The 21846-nt window shown below is 57.5% G+C and carries 16 protein-coding genes, 1 tRNA gene and 1 riboswitch; of the genes, 4 read left to right on the top strand and 13 right to left on the bottom strand.

The genetic code is table 11. The features are described 5' to 3' along the window. Nucleotides 1–186: 186 nt before the first annotated feature. The 10 genes from AC6ROY_RS01815 to cobJ all read right to left on the bottom strand — a co-directional run bounded on the left by AC6ROY_RS01815 (nt 187) and on the right by cobJ (nt 11628). A complete protein-coding gene (locus tag AC6ROY_RS01815; RefSeq protein ID WP_500098239.1) occupies nt 187–1707 on the bottom strand; it encodes a cobyrinic acid a,c-diamide synthase CobB in 1521 nt (506 codons plus the stop codon). A 25-nt stretch (nt 1708–1732) separates the two neighbouring features. Beyond that, a complete protein-coding gene (locus tag AC6ROY_RS01820) occupies nt 1733–3094 on the bottom strand; it encodes a cobalt-precorrin 5A hydrolase (RefSeq protein ID WP_500098240.1) in 1362 nt (453 codons plus the stop codon). Beyond that, on the bottom strand, nt 3094–3870 hold the full coding sequence (gene cobM, locus AC6ROY_RS01825) for a precorrin-4 C(11)-methyltransferase (RefSeq protein ID WP_500098241.1): 777 nt from the start codon (nt 3868–3870) through the stop codon (nt 3094–3096). The genes AC6ROY_RS01820 and cobM overlap by 1 nt, the downstream gene beginning before the upstream one ends. Further along, nucleotides 3867–4577 carry a precorrin-2 C(20)-methyltransferase gene (cobI, locus tag AC6ROY_RS01830; RefSeq protein WP_500098242.1) on the bottom strand — a complete coding sequence of 237 codons (711 nt, stop codon included), beginning with the start codon at nt 4575–4577 and terminating at the stop codon, nt 3867–3869. Before cobI ends, cobM begins: the two co-directional genes overlap by 4 nt. Nucleotides 4578–4677: 100 nt before the next feature. Next, entirely contained in the window at nt 4678–5934 is a 1257-nt protein-coding gene (gene cbiE / locus AC6ROY_RS01835; RefSeq protein WP_500098243.1) for a precorrin-6y C5,15-methyltransferase (decarboxylating) subunit CbiE, read from the bottom strand. After that, complete coding sequence (locus tag AC6ROY_RS01840) at nt 5931–7220, bottom strand: cobalt-precorrin-5B (C(1))-methyltransferase (RefSeq protein WP_500098244.1); 1290 nt, start codon at nt 7218–7220, stop codon at nt 5931–5933. The genes cbiE and AC6ROY_RS01840 overlap by 4 nt, the downstream gene beginning before the upstream one ends. A 5-nt stretch (nt 7221–7225) precedes the next feature. Continuing rightward, nucleotides 7226–7876, bottom strand: coding sequence for a precorrin-8X methylmutase (locus AC6ROY_RS01845; RefSeq protein WP_500098245.1), 651 nt, complete (start codon nt 7874–7876; stop codon nt 7226–7228). Continuing rightward, entirely contained in the window at nt 7876–8655 is a 780-nt protein-coding gene (cobK, locus tag AC6ROY_RS01850; protein WP_500098246.1) for a precorrin-6A reductase, read from the bottom strand. Before cobK ends, AC6ROY_RS01845 begins: the two co-directional genes overlap by 1 nt. Next, nucleotides 8652–9731, bottom strand: coding sequence for a sirohydrochlorin chelatase (locus AC6ROY_RS01855; RefSeq protein WP_500098247.1), 1080 nt, complete (start codon nt 9729–9731; stop codon nt 8652–8654). Before AC6ROY_RS01855 ends, cobK begins: the two co-directional genes overlap by 4 nt. Nucleotides 9732–9747: 16 nt before the next feature. Further along, nucleotides 9748–11628: a precorrin-3B C(17)-methyltransferase gene (cobJ, locus tag AC6ROY_RS01860; protein WP_500098248.1), complete on the bottom strand. Its 1881-nt coding sequence runs from the start codon at nt 11626–11628 to the stop codon at nt 9748–9750. Nucleotides 11629–11930: 302 nt separating this feature from the next. Then, nucleotides 11931–12131, bottom strand: a riboswitch (cobalamin riboswitch). 220 nt (nt 12132–12351) lie between these two features. Here cobJ and AC6ROY_RS01865 point away from each other — a divergent pair. The 3 genes from AC6ROY_RS01865 to AC6ROY_RS01875 all read left to right on the top strand — a co-directional run bounded on the left by AC6ROY_RS01865 (nt 12352) and on the right by AC6ROY_RS01875 (nt 15810). Beyond that, on the top strand, nt 12352–12711 hold the full coding sequence (locus tag AC6ROY_RS01865; RefSeq protein WP_500098249.1) for an MmcQ/YjbR family DNA-binding protein: 360 nt from the start codon (nt 12352–12354) through the stop codon (nt 12709–12711). A gap of 122 nt (nt 12712–12833) precedes the next feature. Beyond that, nucleotides 12834–12904 (top strand) — tRNA-Gly (locus AC6ROY_RS01870). 251 nt (nt 12905–13155) lie between these two features. After that, complete coding sequence (locus AC6ROY_RS01875; protein ID WP_500098250.1) at nt 13156–15810, top strand: glycoside hydrolase family 28 protein; 2655 nt, start codon at nt 13156–13158, stop codon at nt 15808–15810. Nucleotides 15811–15949: 139 nt separating this feature from the next. On the opposite strand, the gene AC6ROY_RS01880 is transcribed toward AC6ROY_RS01875, so the two are convergent. After that, complete coding sequence (locus AC6ROY_RS01880) at nt 15950–16600, bottom strand: glycoside hydrolase family 73 protein (protein WP_500098251.1); 651 nt, start codon at nt 16598–16600, stop codon at nt 15950–15952. Between the two features lie 357 nt (nt 16601–16957). Here AC6ROY_RS01880 and AC6ROY_RS01885 point away from each other — a divergent pair, with 357 nt between their 5' ends. Then, on the top strand, nt 16958–17890 hold the full coding sequence (locus tag AC6ROY_RS01885; protein ID WP_500098252.1) for an aldo/keto reductase: 933 nt from the start codon (nt 16958–16960) through the stop codon (nt 17888–17890). Nucleotides 17891–18170: 280 nt separating this feature from the next. Here AC6ROY_RS01885 and AC6ROY_RS01890 read toward each other — a convergent pair whose 3' ends face one another. Further along, the gene (locus tag AC6ROY_RS01890; RefSeq protein ID WP_500098253.1) at nt 18171–19916 is read right to left on the bottom strand and encodes a putative bifunctional diguanylate cyclase/phosphodiesterase; all 1746 of its coding nucleotides are present in this window, start codon (nt 19914–19916) and stop codon (nt 18171–18173) included. Between the two features lie 158 nt (nt 19917–20074). Further along, nucleotides 20075–21730, bottom strand: a complete 1656-nt coding sequence (locus AC6ROY_RS01895) for a copper resistance CopC/CopD family protein (RefSeq protein ID WP_500098254.1) — start codon at nt 21728–21730, stop codon at nt 20075–20077. Between the last annotated feature and the right edge of the window lie 116 nt (nt 21731–21846).

Consider the following 21846-nt stretch of genomic DNA (forward strand, 5'->3'; position numbering starts at 1 on the left):
TGCAGCCTGGCCGCCCTGTGAAAACCTCTTCCGAATCGCTGTTGCTTTCAGATTTCTGAACACTCAGGTCGATTATAAATCTTCGGATAGCAAGAGCGCACGCTCCGCTTCTGTAAGATATTCACGGACGACCTGCTGCACATGATTCTTTTATTCAGCTTAATAGCCTATGTAGCGTTTCTCAAGCTACTCGCCGCCTCGCTGCTTTCGCTCGGTCTGATACAACAGGCACAGCTCTAGCCAGCGGGCCACCATGCCAGGATTGGAAGCAAAGTGCAGATGCGTATACCCGGCCACCAGCCGGTTCAGCAGGCTGCCTTCCGTTTTGACGCCGCGCATCCCTTGCGTTTCATAAGCGGGCAAGCCTCCCGATGCTTCCCCCGGCTGATAGGTTGAATAATGAAACTCATGACCGCGCGCCTTCTCCCCGACAGGAAGCAAGTAGTTGCCGGACAGTCCCGTCACCTCGCGCAGCCCGAGCGCCGCCAGCTTCTTCTGCATCGTCACATGGCCTGGCAATACGCCGACCATTGGATAACTTTGCCCGTGCGTGTCGGCGATCGACTCGGTCAAATACATATAACCGCCGCACTCCGCCAGCGCAGGCATTCCGTTGCCGATTGCCTCGCGGATCGACGCGGCTACAGCCGTTTGACCGGCAAGCCGCTCAGCAAACTCCTCCGGGAAGCCGCCGCCAATGTATAAGCCGTCCGCAGCGGCCGGAACCGGCTCGCCCGCGAGCGGCGAAAAAAAGCTCAGCTCAGCGCCGTACAGCTGCAGCAGCTCCAGGTTTTCTTCATAGTAGAAGTGAAAGGCCGCGTCCCGCGCCACCGCCAGCTTGACGGCAAACCGCACGGACGGCTCGGCAAACAGCTTGGGCTTGGCAGATGCAGAGCGCTCCGGCGATTGGACAGACGCTAGCTGCTCCTCCGGACGCGAACGCCCCGACTGGCTGTTTTCCTGCTCTTCCGAACGCTCAGACCGGCTGCTCGCCAGCTCCAGCACGAGGTCCAGATCAACCGACGACTCCATCCGGTCGGCCAGCGCCGCATAGAAGGTATCCAGCTCTCCCCGCTCAATTGACGGCACAAGTCCGAGATGGCGCTCCGGCACCGCGAGCTCGTCGCTGCGCAGCATGTAGCCGATCACCGGGACACCGCATTCCTGCTCGATCGCTTCCTTGACGATTCGGTAATGGTTCGCGCTGCCGACCTTATTGGCAAACACAGCTGCAATTCGCACCCGCGGATCAAGAAGCTGGAAGCCCTTCACAATCGCTGCTGCGCTGCGCGCCATGCTCTGGCAATTGACGACCAGCAGCACCGGACTGGCAAGCAGCATGCTGATTTCAGCGGTGCTGCCCGTGTTTGACTTCGGGTCCTTGCCGTCATAGAAGCCCATCACGCCTTCAATGATGGCAATATCCGCATCTGCCGTCGCTCGTTCAACAATCTCCCTTACCACATCAGGCCCGAGCATCCAGCTGTCCAGGTTGCGGGAAGGCCGACCGGTAACCGCCTTGTGATACGTCGGGTCGATATAGTCCGGTCCGCATTTAAAGCCCTGCACCGTCAACCCTTTGCGGCGCAAAGCCGCCATCAGTCCCAAGGTTACCGTCGTCTTGCCGACGCCGCTGCCTGTGCCCGCGATCACAAGGCTGCGGCAGCTTGCCGTCTGCTCATGCTCCATTTTGGCTTCGTGTTCCATTCCCGCCGCCCCTCCTGCGTCCGCGTTAAGCATAGGTCATCAAGGCGACGGAGATCGTCACATTGCCGCTTTTTTTCTTCGTTAACGCCAGATGGTCATTGCCTGAATACCGTTTGGCCGCCGGCTCGCTGACTCCGTAAGCGCCCGTAAATTTATAGACCGTCTCGGACGGATCGTCGATGGACATCTCGTTCAGCTGCTGCGCCGAATAACAGACGAGCGGCCAGTCATAGCTGTCACAAACGGCGATTAGCCCCGCTTCATCCTGCTTCAAATCAATCGTGCAAACCGCCTTCACACTGCGGATCGAAAAGCGCAGCTCCGCCAACGTGTCCGCGATGACCGCTTCGATTTCGCTTGCTTCCGTCCCCCGGTTGCAGCCAATGCCAAGCACGATGGACTTGGGACGATACAGCACCCCGTTGGCGAGAATGGCTTCCTCCTCCGGCTCCAGCAGTCGGTGGGTTACGACAAGCGCGCCTTGCGGCTTGTCGGTCAGCGCCGCTTCAATTCGGTCGTACACCCGAATGTAGCCAGGCATTGGCGCCTCATGCAGCCACCAGTTCGGCTCACCGGACTCCTGAACGACCGCCACCCGCTCCTCATTGACTACCGAAGCGCTGACCGGGGTCAGCTTGTCGGCACTTTCCCATGTCCAGCCGAATCGCCGCCCAAACAGATCGACCGCAATCGTCTTCTGCACATCGGAGGCTGTCGTAATGACTGCGCGGGCGTTTAACGCCGCCGCCACCTCGCCCGTTAGCTCATTGGCTCCGCCGAGATGGCCGGACAGTACGCTGATGACATGCTCCCCTTTATCGTCAATGACCACGATGCCGGGGTCCTTCTTTTTGTCCACAAGAAGCGGAGCAATCATCCGGACAACGGCGCCCAGCGAGATGATGCAAATAATGCCCGAATACGCCGGAAACAAAGCGGGAAACAACAGCCTCACGCTGCCCTCGAACAGCTGAATGCCGCGCGTCTCCTCGTCACCGCGAGCGAATTTGGACATATAGTACACATCCGCTACGCCGCTAAAGGACGTTTGCAGCCGTCGGGCCAGCTCGACGCCATGCTTCGTAATCGCAACAACCGCATAATCTCCGCTGCGGCGAACCACAGGCACGATGCCTTCCTGCAGCTTGATCGGTCCAGCGTGCTCAGCTTGCCGAGCGTCCACGTGATCCGCTTGTCCCGTTTGGCCAGCCTCTACCGCGGACTTCACCTGACCTGTGTGCTCCCCCGCCTGGCCGCCGGTTGACGGTTCGCCCGCGAGCTTGCCGGACAGCGCGCCTGACAAGCTGCCAAACGCTTCGCCTGCCGACCCTCCGCCGTCTGGCATCGCAGCGCCAGCGCCTTGCTCTCCCGTTTCGTGACCGGACATTATTCCTTCACTCCTTTGCGGTAGCCGTGCGTGAATGTCTTGTCGTACAGCTTGGAGCGGTATTCGTCACGGTTATGAATATCCGGGTCCAGCGCCCAGCCGGCCAAAATCATCGCGTGGGAACGAATCCCGTTCGCCCGCATGTCCTCATCCAGCTTCTCCAGCGTGGAACGCACGACGAGCTGGTCCGGCCAAGTGGCCCGCTGCACAACGGCCACCGGCGTATCCGGCCGCCAGCCCGCTTCAGTCAGCTCGCGCACGACCTTTTTCGTCAGCGTCGCACTGAGGAACAGCGCCAGCGTACAGTGATGCGCCGCCAGATCACGCAGCTGCTCCCGGTCCGGCATCGGCGTACGTCCTTCTACCCTCGACAAAATAACCGTCTGCGTCAGCTCCGGAATCGTCAGCTCTGCACCAATCGCCGCCGCCGAGGCGAACACCGAGCTGACGCCCGGAATGACCTCATAGGAGATGCCTTCCCGTTTCAGCAGCGCTGCCTGCTCCATAATTGCGCCATAAATCGACGGATCGCCGGTATGCACGCGCGCCACCATTTTGCCGGCCTTAACCCGGTCTACCATCACCTCAACCATTTCCTCCAGGCTCATTCCGGCGCTCAGAATGACCTCCGCCCCCGGCTTCGCCTTGGCAATCAGCTCCGCATTGACGAGCGAATCCGTGTACATCACGACATCCGCCGCCTGCAGCAGCTTCAGCCCCTTAACCGTAATCAAATCCGGATCGCCCGGTCCTGCTCCGATAATATAAATTTTCATTTTCTCACCACCATCAAGGTTAAATATTCCAGCTCGCGTCCCGCCAGTTCCGTCACATCGCGCCAAATCTGCTCCTCGCCCGACGTTACCTTTGTCAGTACCGAAGCCTTATTCGTCAATCCGAGATCGCCAAGCACCCTCAGCATCAAATCAATAACCTTGGCCACCTTGATAAACACAACCGCGTCATGTGTCTCCAGCGCTGTGCGCATCGCGTCATAGTCGTCCGTCGCCGGAACAATCGCCACCTGCTCGTCGCCGTCAGCCAGCGGAACGCCAAGCCGGGACGCCGATGCGATCACCGACGAAATGCCCGGCACCGATACGGCCTCGACCTCCGGATGACGCTCCTTCATGAGCCGCATCAGGTGAATGTACGTGCTGTACAGCATCGTGTCGCCTTCCGTAACAAACGCAACATCGCGCCCCTCCGACAAATGCTCCCACACCGTATCAACCGTTTTGTTCCAGTGCTTCTCCAACGCCTCGCGATCCTTCGTCATCGGAAATGTCAGGCCCAGCATCACTTTTTCACGCGTATCTACATACAGCTCGGTAATCGCGAGCGCGTAGCTTTTGGCTCCGGATTTTTTGCGCGGATAAGCGATGACAGGACATTGCTTCAGCAGGCGAAATGCCTTTACCGTAATCAGCTCCGGATCGCCCGGTCCTACACCCAGTCCATATAAAATGCCCAGCTTTGTCATGCGTTTGCTTCCTTTCGTCCTTCGTCGTTAAGACCGCCTGCAGACCCACGATGAGCTAAGCCCGCTCAGACTGCTGCCATTGGCGGCTTGTTATGCTCCGTTACGCTCGTTCCGGCTCCTGCCCAGACTCAACCGCTATACGCCGGGCCGCAATAATATAGACCGGATTCAGCCCCTCAAACCGGGTCATATCCAGAATCGGCTTGCTTCGAGCAAGCTGGGCGAGCGTAATATCGGTTGTGAAGCCCTCTTGGGCAAAGGCCTGCTGAGCCGCCGACAAATTTTCAATCGTCGCCGCATTCAGCACGATGCTCCCGCCCTCGCGCAGCCGGGCGCAGCATAACGCCAGCAGCTCGCGCAGCTCGCCGCCGCTGCCGCCGATAAAGACAGCGTCCGGGTCAGGGAACGCGTCAAGCCCTGCCGGCGCTTTGCTATGGACCAGCGTCAGATCGGTGCGAAACTTGCGCGCGTTGGCGACGGCGTTCGCCAAATCGCCCTCGTTTTTTTCCATCGCGTACACCGCGCCCTCCCGGCAAATCCGGGCCGCCTCGATCGCAACCGAGCCAGTGCAGGTGCCGATGTCCCAGACAATGCTGTCCGGCTTCAATCCAAGCGCAGCCAGGCTCAGCACGCGTACCTCGCGCTTCGTAATCAGCCCCTTGTCCGGCTTGCGCTGGGCAAACTCCGCATCGTCGATGCCAAACGGCCAGACCGCAGGCTTGTCCGCCTCGCGCCGCATCCGCAGCACCACGACATTAAGCGGCGCAAAGCTGCCGGCGTCCTGCTCCGCCAGCTGCTGCAGGCTGTACCAGCCTGTGCGCTCCTGCTCGCCGCCCAGATGCTCGCCGACAAATGCCTCATATTCGTTCATGCCATACTCCACAACGTAACGCGCAATCGCAGCCGGATGATTGATCTCATCGGTCAACAGCGCCACCTTGCGTTTGCCGTCGATCCGCTGCGCCAGCCCTTTGATCGGACGGCCGTGCAGGCTGACAATCGTCGCATCCTGCCAGCTGTCCCCGATCCGGGCAAAGGCAAGCTGCAGCGAGCTAACCGCCGGATAGACGGTGACCCGTCCCTGCAGCTTGCCCGCCAAATAACCGCCGATGCCGTAAAAGAGCGGATCGCCCGAAGCCAGCACCACCGTTTCCCGCGACTCCTGCGTCAATTTGCCGACCAGCTCGGCGAGGCTGCCGCGAATCACCGCCTTCTCTGCTGCGCTGTCCTCAAAAAAAGCGAGCTGGCGCTCGCCTCCAACCAACAATCCGCAACGCTCGATTTTTTCCAGATAAGCGGCCGGCAAGCCCGCCTTGCCGTCATCGCCGATACCGATCACCGTGATAGGATGGCTCATCGCCCGTCATTCCCCTTCCTGTCAGCCGCTCCTGTCCAGACGGATCGTCCGAGCAGCTCCGCTTTCATTGAAATAATAACCGTCTCCACTTGAACCGCCTGGGTTAGCTCGCTTGCTGCTTGCGCGGACACGGTCGGCTGCGCCTCATCGCCGGACGCTCCTGCTTTCGCCCGCTCGGCTTCCGCCGCTGCCTCGCCAAGCCCTGCGGCAGCTCCCGCTTCATCCACAGCCCGCAGCGCTGCTCCTTGGCCGGCAGCCTTCAACAGCTCCTGGCAGCAATAGGCGCCCATTCGTTCGAAAAATGCGCGGTTGCCCTGCGACTGCATCAGATCGCCGACCTGCGCCGCCGTATTCGCCCCGCGAATATCCGCCAGCGTCTCTTCGGCCGCTCCGGCTTCCTCTGCCAGGCGAGCGAGAAACCCGAAATCGACAGGCGCACTTTTCGAATGCACCATCATCACACCCTGGGCCACTTTGGAAAACTTGCCCATCATCCCGACCAGCGTAATGCGGCTGATGCCTTGGCGTACGCATTGCTGCACAGCGAAGCCGACGAAATCGCCCATTTCCACAAACGCTTCCTCCGGCAATTCCGGATAAAGCTCCATGCCGTATTTTTCCGTTCGCCCGCCCGTCGAAAGCACGATATGGCGAACGTCGCCTTTAACTGCGACTCGAATCGCCTGGGCCACACTGGCCTTGTAGGCCGCCGTGGAAAAAGGCACCACGATGCCCCGCGTGCCCAAAATGGAAATGCCCCCAAGGATGCCCAATCGGCCGTTCAGCGTCTTCTTCGCAATTTCCTCGCCGTCCGGCACGGAAACGACAACCCGTACCCCGCGGTGCAGCAGTTCGAAACGGTTCAGCACCTCCTGCACCGCTTCACGAATCATTTTGCGCGGCACCGGATTGATCGCAGCCTGCCCTACATCCACAGGCAAGCCGGGCTTCGTCACCCGGCCGACACCGACGCCGCCGTCAATGTCAACGCCCGGCTGCTCCGTCCAGCGCACCTCGCTAATAATCCGCGCGCCGTGGGTCGCATCCGGGTCGTCGCCCCCGTCCTTAATAATTTCGGCGCTCGCCCGGTCCGCCTCGTACGTGCAGTGAACAATTTCGAAGGTCGCATCCCGGCCGACCGGCAGACGAATCGTCGCTTCGCCCACCGCTTCCTGCAAGATCAGCGCCTCCAACGCCGCCCGGGCGGCGGCCGTCGCGCAGGCTCCCGTCGTATAGCCGTAACGCAGCGGCTTCGCTTCTCCGTTATCTCCAGCAGCCTGCGCCATAGCGATTACCCCAGCTTTTCAGCCAGCAGCGACAGCGCGTTTACGGTAGCTACCGCAACCGGACTTCCGCCCTTACGGCCGATATTTGTAATAAAGGGCACATCAAGCTTCAGCAGCTCTTCCTTCGATTCCGCAGCGGAAACAAATCCGACCGGCACGCCGATGATCAGACCGGGACGCGCTTCGCCCGCCTTCACCATCCGGATCAGCTCCAGCAGCGCTGTCGGCGCATTGCCGATCGCGTAGATGGCTCCTTCGGCTTCACGGGCCGCCTTACGGGTAGCGATAATGGCGCGTGTCGTATTCAGCCGCTTTGCTTCTTGCATGACATCCGGATCGGAAATATAAACCCGCACATCGCCGCCGAACTTCTCCAGACGCGGCTTGCTGATGCCGACCTGCACCATCTGCACGTCCGCAATGACCGGTCGCCCCTGGCGGATCGCTTCGATCCCGGCGCGCACCGCATCCGGGTGAAACACCAGACTGCGGCCCAGCTCAAAGTCAGCCGATGCATGAATAACGCGCTGCACGACCTTATACTGCTCCTCCGGGTAATCATGCGGCCCGAATTCCTCGGTAATCATATCGAAGCTTTTTTCCTCAATTTCCTGAGGCTGCACCGTCAACGGCTTGAAATCGGTCTGAAAATCCATTAGCCACGCACCTCCTGCAACGTCGTCACAAGCTCGGCGATCACGCCGGCATAATCTGTAAATACAAGTCCGTAATCCAATTGCGGCCGCCCGATCACGATCGTCTCGATCCCAAGCTCAAGCGCCGCCGAAAGCTTCTCCTCAACCGCGCCAACTTGTCCGCTTTCCTTCGTAATCAGCACGGTAACGCCGTAATGACGATAAAACGCCTGATTCATTTCCTTCGAAAACGGCCCTTGCATCGCCACAATATATTTCTGCTCGACGCCAAGCTGCTCGCATTTCTCCATATTATCCTTGCGGGGCAGCATCCGCGCTACCAGCGTCGTATCCGGCAAGCCAAGCAGCTTGTCCGCAAATACTTGCAGCGTCTTGCTGCCCGTTGCCAGAAACACGACGCCGCGCTTCTCCGCCGCAAGATCAGCCGCCTGCTCGTAATCGTCCACGAAGGTCAGCTTCGGATGCGCCGCATAGCTGCCATGCTCCCGCTCGTAGCGGATATAGGGAACGCCGGCCGCCTTGGCTGCCGCCATCGCATTACGCGAGGCTTCCTCGGCAAACGGATGCGTCGCATCGACGACAGCTTGTATGCCCCGCTCCTGAATCAGCGCAATCAGCGCAGGCTCAGGCAGCCGGCCGACCTGAACCGACAGCCCAACCTCGGACAAGCTTTTGGCTGCTGAATCCGTCACAACCGTCGTCAGCAGGTCGAAGCCGGCCTTGCTGATCTGGATCGCCAATTCCCGCGCATCGCTTGTTCCAGCCAACACCAAAATCATGAACGCACCTCTTTCGCTGCAGCCGCCTCGCCGCCCGCCGATGCCGGACACGCCTCCGCTTCCTCAGCCTTGCTGCTTGAGGCAGCGCCCGTCTGCTCGTGGTGGTGATCGTGCGCATGGTCGTGTCCGTGATGGTGATCATGCCCGTGGTCGTGCCCATGGTCGTGTCCATGATGATGATCATGTCCGTGGTCGTGCCCGTGGTCGTGCCCATGGTCGTGTCCATGATCGTGATCGTGATCATGATCGTGATCGTGGTCATGGTGATGATGATGGTGCTTCATGGCCTCCAGACGGAACTGGCACATATCACAGTTCATCTTGACCTCACCCTGAAGCGCCTCCAACGCGCGCTCGCGCAAAATATCCTGCAGCTTCGGATGGAAGCCGAAATAATCGGCCAACACCAGCTCCAGCTCCGGATACTCAGCGGCGAACGTCTCCTTCAGCTGCTCCAGCCGCTTGATCAGTACGCCCGTAAAGAGGAAATACGGCAGCAGCACGATCTTTTTCGCGCCAAGCCGGACACAGCGCTCCACGCCTTCATCAGCGCGAGGCGACGTCACGCCGATGAACGCCGTTTCGACCCATTTCACCTGAAGACGTTCCCAGAGCAGCCGCGAAATTTTAAACAAATCGCTATTCGCGTCCGCATCGCTGCTGCCCCGTCCAATCAGCAGCAGCGCCGTATCCGGCGAATCTGCAAGTCCGTCAACGCCCGCTTCGGCCAGACGCGACTGCAAAATATCCAGCGACAGGTCATGAACGCCAATCGGCCGGCCATAATGGAACTGAATGTCCGGATACGCAGCCTTTGCCTCGTCGATGGCTGCCGGAATGTGCAGCTTCGCATGTCCTGCAGCAAGCAGCGTGATCGGCACAACTCCTACGCGAGTAGCGCCCCGCTTGGCACAGGCGGCAAACCCGTCGCGCATCGTCGGACGCTCAAACTCCAGGAAGCAGGTCTCGACGATCGGCACGTCAAGCCCCTGCTCCACCGCGCGTACAAACTCGCGGATTTCATCATTCCCTTCGGGATCACGGCTCCCGTGACCGACAAACAACAAAGCATCCATGTTTCGTTCTCCCTACTTAATCGCCGCAGACGGCGTTTTCGATTTTGAACACCGGTACTTCACGGAAGCGGTATCCTTCCAGCTCCTTGACCCGGTTGAAATATTTATGGAACCGCTCGTTCGGATGCCCTTCATCGGCATATCGGCGAACGATGCGCTCCACCGTATCCAGCAGCTGCTCCGGCTCGACGCCCTCAGCGACCGGAATGCCAGCATGCGCGTTTCTACCCACGGTTTTACCGCCCAGAAACAGATCAAACTTCTCCCGGCGGTACACAATGCCGATATCTTCCTTCACAGCCCCGTAGCAAGCCATGCCGCAGCCGTTAAAGCCGATCCGCAGCTCCTTCGCGACCTTCATCCCGCCGATCCGGCTCTGCAGCTCCTCCAGATGAGGAACCGAATCCGCCTTATCCATATTGCAAAAGTCGCAAGCCTTGATTTGCGTCACATCGCCGATCGGAGCAAGCAGCAATCCGGCGGCACGCAGACGGCTCACCGCTTCGTCCGGCTCATCGGTCACGATCCGCACCAGCCATTGATGATGCGGCGTATATTCGATGCTGCCGTCCTCACCGACGATTTCAGCGAGCAGCGTCAGCTGCTTGCTGGTCAGCTTTTTCTCCGCCAATCCCGGACTGACGGCAAATTCCAAAATTTGCTGGCGGCGGAACACCCCCGCCTGCTGCAGCCATGGTGCGGCGCTTGGCTTCGGTTCAACAGCCGCGCCCGTTTCGGTCAGATTCAAAGCTCCTGCAGACGTCCCGCGATGAGAGTCTACCAGCCACAGCGCCTCCAGCGCCAATTCCAGCGGAGATGGCGACGCTGGCGCAGGCTCAGCCACCGCCACAGCAGCTGCGGATGCCGTCTCAGATGCCAGCGGCGACGCCGCGCTCGACGGCTGTGTGCTCACGGCTAGCGGCGAACCGCCGCCTGCAGCCGGAGAGCCCTCGCTTGTCTTCCAGCCTGAAAATCCGTGCTCAACGGCTGCATCGGCGTCTTTTACATTCGCCGCCGACGTTCCGGCTCCCTGTCCGCTCAAATCCGCCTGCTCAGTTGACGCTTGACGTCCCTCCAGCGACCACGGCTCCGCCTCGGGACGCAGACGCTCATGCGGCTTTAGCGGCTGCGCGCCTTCGCCAAGCGTATATTTGCGCTGATAGCCGCGCGGCGTAATGATCAGGCCGTCATAAACCGTTGTCGCTGAGTTGCCAATGATAACCGTCGTCAGCATGCCGATATCATGCTCCAGCATGTTACCTAGCGTCGTCACCACCACTTCCTCACGGTCCCTGTACGCGCTTTTGACAATGCCGACCGGCGTATCGGCCGAACGGTAGCGCAGCAGCATCTTTTGCGTCTCGACAATTTGGCGAGTCCGCCGTCCGCTGCGCGGGTTGTACAGCGCCACGACGAAGTCCGCCGCCGCCGCTGCCTCGACCCGCTTGATGATCAGCTCCCAAGGAGTCAGATGATCGCTCAAGCTGATCGTACAAGCATCGTGCATAATCGGCGCGCCGAGCAGCGAAGCCGTCGAGTTGATCGCCGAAATGCCCGGTATAACTTCCACCGCCACGCCCGTTTCACGCCGCCACCCGCGCTCCATCAGCACCTCGTAGATCAACCCGGCCATACCGTACACCCCGGCGTCTCCGCTGGAAATGACCGCAACCGTCAAGCCGGCCTCCGCCTGACGCACCGCCTCCTGCGCCCGGCTGACCTCCTCCGTCATGCCCGTGCGCACGATCTGCTGACCGTTCAGCAGCCCGCGAATCAAATCCACATACGTGTTATAACCAATAATAACGTCGCTTTCCTGAATCGCATCCTTGGCAGCCTGCGTCATATGCTCGAAGCTGCCTGGCCCGAATCCGACCACCAATAATTTTCCTCTCATCCGTGCTTCCTCCCTTTGCGTATGATGTCATGTAACTTCCGTCCCACCTAGCGGCCCGGCCGGCTTCCCCGTACATGCAGCCACTCCGTCGAAGCCCGATGCAAACGCAAAAAAGCGCCCTCCACACTAGAGAAGGACGCTGGACGACAAAGGGAGATTCGCCGATGAAAGACTGGCGGCCCGCAGAATGTCTTGCGACACCCGCGGCCTCCGCTGCCATCAGGTCGGAACCCGTTCGGCGTACACCCTCCCTATCCTCGTAGGTTACCGGTGACTGCACGCCAGACGCGCAGTACCCTGCGGCGGCGTTTTGTAAACAGGCAGGTCTCCTGACTCGCGCGTCATCGCCGATCTCCCAGCCTTCCCATCCGTAGACAGTGGCATCATGCAGAGAATGGCTCGTCGCTTACAGTGGCGGGACCGCGCCGGACTTGCACCGGCTTCCCTTTTAAGCCGGAGGCGAGCTGCTCTCCCGTTCCGGCACCTGTTTGTTGAACCTATACACGTTATATGAGCGAGACTTTGATTATATCCAAGCGTGTAACAATCAAACTTAATGATAGCATGTTAGTTTCAGCGCTGTCCACCGTTTCTGTCGTCAGCGGTCATCAGCCAGGGGGAGTCATCGGCGGTCCGTTTTCTTTCTCCTATTTATTTGTCCGACCGGAAAAGCCTATAATAGAAACGCAGAAGTAAACCCGCTGAACGAAGGAGTTCGTTGCCATGAATCATGAAGCGCTCACCGTCCACGCTCTGGCCAAGCCAGGCACGCAGCTGCGTTACCCGTTTGATCCCAACCTCCCGGTGCTGTTTGTAGGCAACAAAATGTTCGCACTGCTTGGCTCCACAGACGGGCTGCCCAGCATCAGCCTCAAGGCTGATCCCGATACCATCTGGCTGACCCGTGAAACGTACCCCGGCACCGTGCTGCCCGGCTATCACCTGAACAAAAAGCACTGGAACACGGTGGTGCTGAACGGAACGTTATCCGAACAGCTTGTGCTCGATATGCTGGAAGAGTCTTACCAGCTTGTCCGTCGTAAATTAACCAAAGCGGTGAAGGAGGAGCTAGGGCTGATCTAACGTTTCCCAGGCAGGACGTGTGTACTCGCGACGCCCTGCCTCGGTGATCGTCACCGCCGTATTCCCATTGATTTAGCACAGGAATTATGGTACATTTACGTTACTTCTTTTCGTGTTTTCGTGCGGGTGTAGTTCAATGGTAGAATGCCAGCTTCCCAAGCTTGAGGCGAGGGTTCGATTCCCTTCACCCGCTTAACAATGAAAGAATCCTCTGAACCCTTGCGGCGCAAGGGTTTTTCTTTTTGTCCGGAACTATTTGTCCGATATCATTATTGCCTTAGAAATGCCGGGTGGGAAAAATTAATACGAAGTCTAGACTTCATGAAGGATGCCCCCGCTCCTTGAGCGACTTGCTGGACTTGCGAAATGGAGAATAACGTCTACAATTATAAAGAACCCCAATGTCTAGCAAATCCTATTCCGTAGATAAATCAGGAGGAAATTATGTTTCATGTATCTGAGGCTACAGGCTGCCCTTTTAACGGTGATTATTTATTAAAGGAAGAGCGGAAATTCGATATTCGGGATTTTGGAGCAGGCACGGAGAAATCCCCTGTTGACAATACGAAGGCCATTCATGCCGCTATTCAAACTGCTGCTGCTGGAGGCGGCACTGTCGTGATCCCTGAGGGTGATTTCAGAGTGTATACGATTCGCCTGACGAGCGGCGTCAATCTATACCTGAGTGAAGGCAGCACCCTTCATGCCGCAAAAACAGATATAAACAATTCTTATGAGCTTCAAGTCGGTGAAGGCGGTAATTATGAAGAGCCTGAAGTGAATCTTTATGTGGGGCTGCAGGATCACGGTCATACTTATTTTGCCAACAGTCTGATTTACGGCGCGGATATTCATGATGTTATGATCTATGGCCCCGGCCTGCTCGACGGCAGTTTTTTGAATGATAAGGGAGAATTGGAGCATGTCCTGATGGGGGGAGACCCCTTTGACCCGATTCGGCGCAACGAGGCCGGTCATCGCGGGGAATGGTTCGGGAACAAGGCGATTGCCCTAGTGCGCTGTGAAAATGTAGCGTTGTGCGACTTTTCCATTGTGGCGGGCGGCCATTTCGCAATCATTACGACTTGTGTGAAAAATATGTTCGTCAATCGAATTCTGGTGGATACGAACCGGGATGCCTTTGATGTGGACTGCTGCGAAAATGTAACGATTCTTCATTCCACCTTCAACTCATTGACGGATGATGCCATCGTGTTGAAAGCTTCGTATGGCGGCGGCAAGTTCATGCCGTTAGCCAATGTGCTGATTGAAGATTGCCTGGTTTGCGGCTATGACATGGGTTCGGTTTATAGCGGGAAATTTACCACAGACAAGCTGATCGCAACAGATCGCTGCGGCCCGACTGCCCGCGTCAAGCTTGGCACGGAATCGACCTGCGGCTATGATCGGGTTACGGTTCGTCGCGTACAATTTAAACGTTCCAGAGGCTTTGCCCTGGAGGCTGTGGACGGAGCGGACCTGAGCAATATCCTGTTCGAAGACTCCACCTTGGACGATATCAGCAGCTCGCCGATTTTCATCAAAGTAGGCGACCGCGGGCGGTTCCCGGTAACGGGAACTTCCACCGAGGAAAACCTTTTACCGGACCAGGATGCCGCCCCTAATGTACGCCTGGATCAAACACACTGGGTCCTTCCGGGCAAGGAACCGTATCAGTCCTATCCGGCGAAGCGTTATCTGCCTTCCTATAACAGAACCCGCAAGGTGTCGGTGGACGGTCATTCCTATTTGGACATTGTAGACCTCGAGCAGCCATGCAGATTGAATCCCGCCAACTATCATGAAGAAAACGGCAGATTCTTTGCCCTGCAATACGACGCTTCTTCGATGAAATATGTGCCGGACTATGACAAGGAACTGAAGGAAAGCGAGCTTCTCCTTTATGCAAATGCCGTTGGCAGCGACCATATTGCGTATGTTCATGATATTGTGATCCGGAATATTACAGCTACAAATGTTGATCCTCGTTATCCAATCGAACTGATGGGGCTTGAAGGCAGCCGAATAAAAAATGTCTCCATCGAGAACGTCAAGGTGGAATACCGCGGAGGCTTGAGTCTGGAGCATGCCGTCGAGCAGCGCCAGTTGAATACGAACTGGGAGTATACACAGAACGGCAAGCAGCAGCGCAGCATCCAATCTCTGCCTTGGCTGGTGAATACCTTTTTCTTGAAAAATGAGGGCTTATTGCCTCGGGTGGAATGGGAGCATGAAGCAGGCGTATGGAAGGATTCGCCGTTTAACGTACCTGAGCTTCCGGAGGTGTATCCCGAGCCCAGCAACTGGGGAATTCTCCCGGCTTATGGACTGTATGCAAGACATGTCGAGAACCTTCACCTGAGTCATCTTGACCTGCGTTTTATTGAAGAAGACACCCGATATCCCATCGTACTCGACGATGTCGTACATGGTTCAATCAAGAAAATCCGTGCCGACCATGCCGAAAACCGGGAACATCTTGTCTGTGTCCAACATGCCTTTAAACGACCGGCCGGACTGGAATATGTGCCGGACTATCCTTACCATCCAACTGCTGTCGAACATGTGGAGATTGACAGCCAGCTAGCAGTCAAACAAGTTGCGATCCACGCACCGGCGCCGGGGACGCCAAAAGACAGCTTGTACCCGTATGAAACCGTCGCTATTCCTGAAAACGGATATGTCTTCAGCCGGGCGACAATGGAGTATCCTCTGCCGCAAACCGTGTTTCGGCCATTTTTCGTACAAGTTCCGCCACAGGGCATCAAAGCAGGTGAAACGCTGACCTTTGAAGTTATAGCCAGACAGCCTGCATTTGAAGCGTCCAGCCGTGAAACCGACGGCAAGATTTATAATGAATCCGTGGCTGTCAAGGATGTCGTCGTTCCGGGGATTGCTCGTCCAATGACCTTAAAAACGGACAAGCTTCCAGAGGGAGCTCAGTTTAATCCTTCTTCCTTTGTTCCGGGTCAAGCCTGCAGGTTTTCCTGGACGCCTGCCGCCGATGCTGCTCGCGAGGAGCCTTATACGGTCACCTTTATAGCGGATGACGGGGTAATCCCGGTTGAACTGAATGTAGAGATCAAGGTGAACTCTTAGACAGAGAGCCGCTGCCGGAGTACCCGGGAGCGGCCTTTTGTCCGACAAGCACAGGTTCCCGAACGATGGTTTCTGTGAAAGAGCCGCTTTCATGCCGGAGTTGCGGCGAGCTGCCATGGCGGTTTCCGCTTGCCCGCAACTACTCTCGCGGCAAGCCGGACGCATCCCGAAGCTGGTCGGCCAGCCACTTGTAATAATTTTTCTGCGTTCTCCAGGCGGTCGCTGCTTCCTTGGTGGCCGCCGTCTTTTCCTGCTCGTCAGCTAACGCCCACGACGGCTTGAGGTAGGTGTTAATGATCGTCTGCGCGACGCCTTGATCCAGTTTGGGCATCTCGTCTCCTCCCCCCGATTGATCGTATTGCTGCAGCCCGTAGCCTTCAATCAAGGCAATCAGCTTATTCGCGTAGCCAGGATCGGTTGCATATCCCGCCTGCTGCAGCGCCCTGGCCGCCGCCTTGTAATCCAGTGCGGCACATGCGATAAAAAAGCCAGCGCGAGCATACCGAGTGTTCTGAACAAGAAAGTTGCTGTGGTCAGTGACCGATCCCTCCCAATCCGGGTACGCGCGAAAGCCAGCCACGACGGACACATACTTGCCGTTTACATATTCCCGCGTTGTCAGCTCCTGCCCGGTCCCTTTAATGCCAAACAAATTATTGCCGGGGACGCTGCGGCCCCAAGCGCTCTCCAGCGCCCCCTGCGCGATGATAATCGACGCCAGGACACTTGTCCGGCGCTGCTGTGCCTGAGCAAGAGGAGCCAGCTTTGCTATAAACTCCGCTGCCGTCATCTCTGTTCCCCCTTTCCTTCCCTTTTTGCCGCCAGCTGCTCCAGCTTGCTGACGACCGGCGTATCCCTGCGGATTACCTCGTCCAACAATACGGCCACATTTCCAGGATATGCCGGACGGCGAATTTTTGCAGCGGCTGTCCAGCGGCGGTCTGCTCGGAATAGCTCGGACCTGTACTTCTGGCTCCCGATCCTGCATGATTTTTCGTCCAACGGCGCCCGCACGTCCGGCGGCAGGCTGACCGGCGGCTGTTCACTCCTTTGCCGTTTGCCCAAACTTCACCAAACTTCATTTGAAGCCGCCTGCTCCATCCACTACAATTAGAATTGAATCTATGACCAAGGAGGCGCATCCGCCATGAAATACAGAAAGCTGGGATCAACAAATCTGAAAGTATCCGTCATTGGTGTCGGAACATGGCAGCTCGGCGGGGAATGGGGCAAAGCTTATACACAAGCGGAAACAGACGCTATACTTGATCAGGCTCGCGAGAGCGGCATTAATTTGATTGATACGGCTGAATGCTATGGCGATCATACGTCCGAATCGCTGATCGGCGGCTACCTTGCCCGCAATCGCCGCGAGGACTGGATTGTGGCGACGAAGTTCGGCCATCATTTCCATGAAAATTTCACCCGAACACAGGAGTGGTCCGCCCAGCAGGTGCTCGCCCAGTTGGAGGCGTCGCTCCAGGCGCTGCGTACCGATTATATCGACATCTACCAATTCCATTCTGGAACGGATAAAGACTTTGACCAGGACGAGTTGTGGACGATGCTGGACAAGCAGGTGCAGGCCGGCAAAATTCGCCATCTCGGCACGTCCATCGGCAGCAACGATAATTTGCACCAGGTCGAGGCATCTTCCCGGGTCGGCTCTCAGGTGATTCAGGTTGTGTATAACCGGCTGGATCGCATTCCGGAAACGCGGGTTTTCCCGTCCTGCGAGCAGCAGCAGCTCGGCGTCCTCGCGCGCGTGCCGCTGGCTAGCGGCTACTTGAGCGGCAAATACAAGCCAGGGGCGGTTTTCCCCGACAACGACGTCCGCCATCGTCACGAAGCCGAGCAAACAAGGCTGAAGCTGGAGGAAGTGGAGCGCATTCGCACGCATGAGGTGCCGGAAGGCATGGACATGTCCGCATGGGCGCTTGCCTGGTGCCTCAAGCATCCGGCTGTAACGACGGTCATCCCCGGCTGCAAGAGCCCGGAGCAGGTCAAGGCAAATGCTGCCGCCGTCGCCTATGTCGGCGACGGTCATCCACAAGCGTGGCAGCAGGCTGAGCAAGGCTGAGCCTGCTGTCCGACAATCCGGCGGCACTGGGTGCTCTACTCGTGTCCGGCCAGATTCTGCCGCAAGGCTGAGCGTGCCGTCCGACAAATCCGACGGCACGGCTCAGCGGCCGCCTCCCTTACGGAGCTGGCCGCTGAGCCGTATCCGGCCAGCCATGCACGCGCAGCCTGACATCTGTCAGCTGCGCAAACTCCCCTAAAGTGCCCGTACCAACTTGCGCGCCAAAAAGCCTGCCGACACCACCTCAATCGTGGCGCCGGCAGGCTTCCTTTTTATCCGGCTACGCCGACAAGCTTTGCAGCAAGCTTGTGAACTCCCGCGCCGGAATCGGCTTGGAATAAATGTAGCCTTGAATTTCACGGCACTTCACATCCAGCAGAAAAGACAGCTGCTCCTCTGTCTCCACGCCTTCCGCGATCACATTCAGCTTGAGGCTATGCGCCATCGCCATAATGGCCTGCACAATCGCCGCGTCATCAGGATCAACGGTAATGTCGCGCACGAACTGCTGGGCGATTTTCAGCTTATTAATCGGAAACTTCTTCAGATAGCTGAGCGAAGAGTAGCCTGTGCCGAAATCATCCATCGAAATATGTACGCCGAGATCACGCAGCGTTTGCAGCTTCTGAATCACTTGATCGACATGGACCATCGCGATGCCCTCTGTAATTTCCAGCTCCAAATATTGCGGCTCCAGCCCGCTATCCTGCAGCGCTTTAAGCACAACCTGGACGAAATCCTGCTGGTGGAACTGAATCGGTGAAATGTTGACGGCCATTTTAACCGGCGGGAACCCGGCCAGCTGCCATACCTTATTTTGCTTACAGGCCATCCGCAGCACCCACTCGCCAATCGGAATGATCAAGCCCGTTTCTTCAGCCAGCGGGATAAATTCGCCCGGTGAAATATAGCCCTGGCGCGGATGATTCCAGCGAATCAGCGCCTCCATCCCATTCATCCGACTGGTGAAAATATCAACCTGCGGTTGGTAGTGCAGCACAAATTCCTCGTGCTCCAGCGCTTGATTCAGCCACTCCTCCATAATAAGCTTCTGGATGACCGTATCATTCATTTCCGATTGGAAAAATTGATAGCCGTTTTTCCCGCGATCCTTCGCCCGGTACAACGCCGTATCGGCATTTTTCATCAGCGACACCGAATCCTCGCCGTCATTCGGGTACATCGCAATCCCGATGCTGCAGCCGACGCGGAGCACATGGCCCTCCATTGAAAACGGCTGGCTGAGCAAGCGCATAATTTTTTGCGCCACCTTCTCGGCGTCGCTTGTCTGCGCCGTATCCTTGATCAACAGGGTGAATTCATCGCCCCCTTGCCTGGCCACGACATCCCCGGCCCGCAGCCCCTGCTGCAGCCGCTGGGCCGCTTCATTTAACAACTGATCGCCGAACGTATGCCCGAACGTCTCATTGACATTTTTGAAGCGGTCAAGGTCAATCAGCATCACCGCCAGCTTGCCCTGCGCGTGTTTCACATGCTCAATCGACATGCAAAGCGTCTGCTGGAACATTTGACGGTTCGGAAGTCCGGTTAGCGGATCATGGTAAGCGAGATACGTCAATTGACGCACCGTCAGGTTGCGCTGACGAATATCGGCAGCCTCCAGCAGCAGCAGCGGACCTGTGAACAAAAGCAGCATAAACGTTTCTATAACATCGGTAAACCAGCTCAGCTGACCCGTATAAAAAAATCTGGCGGCGGCGTCAATCCCTTCCACCCCGACAAACAATACGGCCACGACGAGCAAAATCCGCACAGGCCGAAACGCAAGCTGATGCTTGAACCCCCACAGCAACGCGGGGGCCACGATCAAGCTCAGGCTTAGCGCCTTCACATAATCCAATATATCGTTAGACCAGCCGATCATTTCTTTAATGGATAGCAGGACCAAGGCAGCTCCGGCCATTACGCACCACAGGCGTAAAATTAATCCATAACGAACACGGAAGCCTGCTTTTTCATCCCACTGCCGCCTGTAAGGCTCTGGAGCATCATGCGGTGTTTTCATTTCGATCCTCTGCTTCCTCTATAAAAGATGTAACTCCATTGTAAAGGGACTGACCCAAATCGACAAGCAAAATTTGGTCGTAAAGTCCTATTTCTCCGTCAACATCCATTCATTTCAGCAGAATTATGTCGAATAACGTTTCAGAATGCGTTCCTCTGCTAAAAAAGCCGAATTTCACGCTCGTACACCGTCTCATCATCCTTGCTGTCCATCACCCGGACCTCGACCTTCCACGTGCCGGCATAAGGCAAATAGGGCCCTTCCGCCTTGTACGTATACCGTTTCATCCCGTAATCCTCATCCACGCTTGTATCCTCGACCGGCGTCACCGGCACCTCAAACGGCGCGATGTCAGGCGTATCCGGAGATTGCAGCTTCAAGATCACCTGCTTCGGAGGGCCCAGCTGCTCCAGCAGCCATACCTTGACCGTAAAGCGGTTGACACCCGGCTCGTTGGGCGTAATTTGCGTCGTCATATGGATCTTTTGTCCCATTACATGCCACTGCAGCGGTGTGTTCGCAGGCAGCGGCGTCAAATAAGTAAAAATGCCAACAATAACGACGATACAGGCCATCAGCCCGGCATCCACGCGCAGCAGCGCTCCGAACGCCCCTTCACGCTTGCGTCTGATCACAGCGCGGATCACCGCCGCTGTTGCTACAACCAGCAGCGTGAGACCCGCTTTGGCCAGCAGCCAGCGGCCCCAGGCCGTCTCCAGCACATAGGAGAGGTTCGGCAAAAAAATCAGCGTAGACAACGTTCCCGTTACGGCCAGCAGCACGATCGACAGCAGCGCCGCGATCGAGAAGGCAGGCAGCAGCACGCGAGCCGCCTCCCGCTGCTTCCGCCACAGCGCCAGCAGCATCACCAGACCGCCGACCCAGACAGCGGACGCTCCGAGATGCAGCCAGTCAAGCAGCAGCGTCTGGCTTTTCGGCTCGAAGGCAGCAGCATGCCCGAGCAGGCTTTTGCTCAGCCACACAGCCCCTACCCAACCGTACGTCAGCCATGGTCCACGCTGCAAACAGCCGAAAGAGGCCAACGCCAGCACAAGCCCGGCCAGCCACGCAGGTCCGACCGTCGTTTTCGTAAACAGACTGACCAGCCCGTCCGCGCCCCCGTCCCCGAGCAAATCCCCGATATGCGCGCCCATGAACAAAATATATACAACCGTATACGCCTGCTGCAAAACGGCAGTACCCTTGCCGATCCACGCCCGTGTCGCTTCCGGCTGGGCCAGACCGAACCAGCGCTGCCACAGCACCCATCCCGTCAAGGCAAGCATCGCAAGGTAGAAAGCAATCCTCGCCGCGAATTGCAGCACATCCTTTGTACCGAAGCCGCCCAATTCGCTGCCATGACGGTGCATATGCTCCATCGACTCATTGGTGCTGGCCGTGGAAGGCGCATCCAGCGTTTGCCCGACCGCAAACAAGTAGCTGCCCTTAATCGGATGCCCGTCCGCCGAAATCACATGATAGGTCGCCAGATAAGTCCCGCGCTCCAATACCGGCAGCTGCAGCTCAAGTATCGTTCGCGCCTTGTTTAACGTAGCCGCCTGCTCGGTCACCTTTCGTTTGTTGCGGTCGTACACCCGCAAGTAATAAAGTCCTTCCTCCAGCGGTTCATTAAAGGTCAGCGTTACCGCGGCCGGAGACTGCTCCAGCTCACTATTTGCTTCCGGCGTCGCCTTCAGAAGCGAGGCATGCGCATAAACCGGATTCGCCGGCGCCAGCTGCCATAAGGCCAGTGCAATCATCCAGACATACACCCACATCCAGGCACGCGGACGCGGGGAATTGCAAACTCTCATAATGCGCTTAACCTCCGTTTCAATCTGCCAATCTCAGGCCGCCACTTTTCCTGTCAGCCTTAAATGTAGCACAAAGCGATGCGGCAAACCACTTTCCCGTTGGCAAAGAACATACA

Source organism: Paenibacillus sp. sg306046 (assembly GCF_059821225.1).

What these genes read in the sequence shown, in the direction of transcription:
- cobM (WP_500098241.1), bottom strand. Translation starts at nt 3,870, where the DNA reads ATGAAAATTTATATTATCGGAGCAGGACCGGGCGATCCGGATTTGATT.
- AC6ROY_RS01885 (WP_500098252.1), top strand. Translation starts at nt 16,958, where the DNA reads ATGAAATACAGAAAGCTGGGATCAACAAATCTGAAAGTATCCGTCATT.
- cobJ (WP_500098248.1), bottom strand. Translation starts at nt 11,628, where the DNA reads ATGAGAGGAAAATTATTGGTGGTCGGATTCGGGCCAGGCAGCTTCGAG.
- AC6ROY_RS01820 (WP_500098240.1), bottom strand. Translation starts at nt 3,094, where the DNA reads ATGTCCGGTCACGAAACGGGAGAGCAAGGCGCTGGCGCTGCGATGCCA.
- AC6ROY_RS01865 (WP_500098249.1), top strand. Translation starts at nt 12,352, where the DNA reads ATGAATCATGAAGCGCTCACCGTCCACGCTCTGGCCAAGCCAGGCACG.
- AC6ROY_RS01895 (WP_500098254.1), bottom strand. Translation starts at nt 21,730, where the DNA reads ATGAGAGTTTGCAATTCCCCGCGTCCGCGTGCCTGGATGTGGGTGTAT.
- AC6ROY_RS01855 (WP_500098247.1), bottom strand. Translation starts at nt 9,731, where the DNA reads ATGGATGCTTTGTTGTTTGTCGGTCACGGGAGCCGTGATCCCGAAGGG.
- cobK (WP_500098246.1), bottom strand. Translation starts at nt 8,655, where the DNA reads ATGATTTTGGTGTTGGCTGGAACAAGCGATGCGCGGGAATTGGCGATC.
- AC6ROY_RS01880 (WP_500098251.1), bottom strand. Translation starts at nt 16,600, where the DNA reads ATGACGGCAGCGGAGTTTATAGCAAAGCTGGCTCCTCTTGCTCAGGCA.
- AC6ROY_RS01845 (WP_500098245.1), bottom strand. Translation starts at nt 7,876, where the DNA reads ATGGATTTTCAGACCGATTTCAAGCCGTTGACGGTGCAGCCTCAGGAA.
- AC6ROY_RS01815 (WP_500098239.1), bottom strand. Translation starts at nt 1,707, where the DNA reads ATGGAACACGAAGCCAAAATGGAGCATGAGCAGACGGCAAGCTGCCGC.
- cbiE (WP_500098243.1), bottom strand. Translation starts at nt 5,934, where the DNA reads ATGAGCCATCCTATCACGGTGATCGGTATCGGCGATGACGGCAAGGCG.
- AC6ROY_RS01840 (WP_500098244.1), bottom strand. Translation starts at nt 7,220, where the DNA reads ATGGCGCAGGCTGCTGGAGATAACGGAGAAGCGAAGCCGCTGCGTTAC.
- AC6ROY_RS01890 (WP_500098253.1), bottom strand. Translation starts at nt 19,916, where the DNA reads ATGAAAACACCGCATGATGCTCCAGAGCCTTACAGGCGGCAGTGGGAT.
- cobI (WP_500098242.1), bottom strand. Translation starts at nt 4,577, where the DNA reads ATGACAAAGCTGGGCATTTTATATGGACTGGGTGTAGGACCGGGCGAT.
- AC6ROY_RS01875 (WP_500098250.1), top strand. Translation starts at nt 13,156, where the DNA reads ATGTTTCATGTATCTGAGGCTACAGGCTGCCCTTTTAACGGTGATTAT.